This window comes from Amycolatopsis rhizosphaerae, assembly GCF_007713715.1.
GTDB lineage: Bacteria > Actinomycetota > Actinomycetes > Mycobacteriales > Pseudonocardiaceae > Amycolatopsis_E > Amycolatopsis_E rhizosphaerae.
Window position 1 is genome coordinate 1 of record NZ_VJWX01000768.1, and the last position, 2,046, is coordinate 2,046.

The 2,046-nt window shown below is 73.3% G+C and carries 2 protein-coding genes and 2 pseudogenes; 3 read left to right on the forward strand and 1 reads right to left on the reverse strand.

The features are described from left to right. The 3 genes and pseudogenes from FNH05_RS36605 to FNH05_RS36615 form a co-directional block, all read left to right on the forward strand. Positions 1 to 181 (forward strand): annotated as a pseudogene (locus tag FNH05_RS36605) (aminotransferase class V-fold PLP-dependent enzyme); the annotation flags it as partial. 26 nt (positions 182 to 207) lie between these two features. Then, positions 208 to 783 (forward strand): signal peptidase II, encoded by a 576-nt coding sequence (gene lspA / locus FNH05_RS36610; protein WP_144593413.1) that lies wholly within the window; start codon positions 208 to 210, stop codon positions 781 to 783. After that, positions 780 to 1,706: an RluA family pseudouridine synthase gene (locus tag FNH05_RS36615; protein WP_144593412.1), complete on the forward strand. Its 927-nt coding sequence runs from the start codon at positions 780 to 782 to the stop codon at positions 1,704 to 1,706. Before lspA ends, FNH05_RS36615 begins: the two co-directional genes overlap by 4 nt. 125 nt (positions 1,707 to 1,831) lie before the next feature. Here FNH05_RS36615 and FNH05_RS36620 read toward each other — a convergent pair. Continuing rightward, a pseudogene (locus tag FNH05_RS36620) lies at positions 1,832 to 2,046 on the reverse strand (AsnC family protein); the annotation flags it as partial.

The following is a 2,046-nucleotide window of genomic DNA, read 5'->3' on the forward strand; positions in this document are numbered from 1 at the left end:
GGGCGGGCAGGCGGTGCGGGTGAGTCTGGGCCTGGGCACCACCGAAGAGCACATCGACCGGCTGGTGCTGGCGCTGCGGCAGATCGTCGCGAGGGGTGCCCGCTGGACCTACGGCCGCCCCGCCGGGCGCTGGGCGCCCGTGCCGGACCCGCGCCCGCTGCCCCCGTTGCTGGCCGGGTGAGCAGGGCGGACGGCCCGGCGTGGACAATGGTCCGGGTGAGCACCGAAAACCGATCGCAACCCGAGACCACCTCCGGGGAGGAACCGGCCCCGCAGGCGCCGAAGCGGCGGGTGGGCCTGCTCGCCGCCGTCGCCCTTGCGGCGGTCGCGCTCGACATCCTCACCAAGGTCCTCGTCGTGTCCAATTTGGAGGGACGGGAGCCGGTGCGGATCCTCGGCGGCCTGGTCTACCTCCAGCTCGTCCGCAACCCCGGCGCGGCCTTCTCCATGGCCACCGGGATGACCTGGGTCCTGGCGCTGGTGGCGATCGCCGTGGTCGGCACCCTCATCTGGTTCGCCGGCCGCCTGCGCTCGGCGGGCTGGGCGGTCGGGCTCGGCCTGGTGCTCGCCGGCGCACTGGGCAACCTGATCGACCGCCTCTTCCGCGCGCCGGGCCCGCTGCGCGGGCACGTGGTCGACTTCATCTCCGTGTTCGCCCCCAACGCCGAGGCCTTCCCGGTGTTCAACGTGGCGGATTCCTGCATCTGCGTGGGCGGCGCCCTGATCGTGCTGCTGTCGGTGCTGGGCCGCGACTACGACGGAACCGTCCGGGGCCGCAAATGACGGCGCGGATGCTGCCCGTCCCCGACGGGCTCGACGGGATGCGCGTGGACGCCGGGCTCGCCAAGCTGCTGGGGCTGTCCCGGACGGTGGTGGCCGAACTCGCCGAAGCCGGTGAGGTGCTGCTCGACGGGTACCCGGCGGGCAAGTCCGACCGGCTGACCGCGGGCGGGCTGCTCGAGGTCACACTGCCGGAGCCGGAGAACCACGTCCAGGTGGTCGCGGAGCCCGTCGAGGGCCTGCGCATCCTCCACGACGACGACGACATCGTGGTGGTGTCCAAGCCGGTCGGGGTGGCGGTGCACCCCAGCCCGGGCTGGACCGGGCCCACCGTGGTCGGCGGGCTGGCCGCCGCCGGGCTGCGCATCTCCACCTCCGGTGCCGCGGAGCGGCAGGGCGTGGTGCACCGGCTGGACGCCGGGACCACCGGTGTGATGGTGGTGGCCAAGAGCGAGCACGCCTACACCGTGCTCAAGCGCGCGTTCAAGGAACGCACCGTGGACAAGGGCTACCACGCCGTCGTGCAGGGCCATCCGGACCCGACCCGCGGCACCATCGACGCGCCGATCGACCGCCATCCCCGCCACGACTACAAGTTCGCCGTGGTCGCCGGGGGCCGTCCCAGCGTCACGCACTACGAAGTGATCGAAGCGTTCCGCGCGGCCTCGCTGGTGGCCATCAAACTGGAGACCGGCCGCACGCACCAGATCCGGGTGCACTTCGCCGCGGTGCGGCATCCCTGCGTGGGCGACCTCACCTACGGCGCCGATCCCGTGCTGGCGCGCAGGCTCGGCCTGTCGAGGCAGTGGCTGCACGCCCGCACCCTCGGCTTCGCGCACCCCGCCGACGGGCGGTGGGTGCAGTTCGAGGCCGACTACCCGGACGACCTCAGGCACGCGCTGGACATCCTCCGCGCCGACTCCTGACCCGCGCGGCGTTGGCCGTGAGGGGTCCCCTCACGGCGGCCATTCCTGCCTGAACGTGGGACCGGGACCACAGTCGATTCGACCGTGAAGGGGCCCTTCACCGCTCGCCACGGCCCCGGTCGGCGTCAGTCGTCCAGCGACCAGGTGAGCGTGCGCTCGTCGGGTTCGGGGCGGGGGCTCCAGCGCAGCGAGACCACGCGAAGGGCTTCGGGGACCACGTAGACGGTGTGCCCCCCGGCCGTCTCGCCCGGCTGCACCCCGATCTTGTGCGGCGGCCGGGACGTCAGGGAGACCGGGGCCTTCGCGATCGCCCTGCCCTCGGGGGTGAGCAGTTCGAGGT

Excerpts from the sequence above, each read along its gene's own strand:
- lspA (WP_144593413.1), top strand. The coding sequence starts at position 208 with ATGGTCCGGGTGAGCACCGAAAACCGATCGCAACCCGAGACCACCTCC.
- FNH05_RS36615 (WP_144593412.1), top strand. The coding sequence starts at position 780 with ATGACGGCGCGGATGCTGCCCGTCCCCGACGGGCTCGACGGGATGCGC.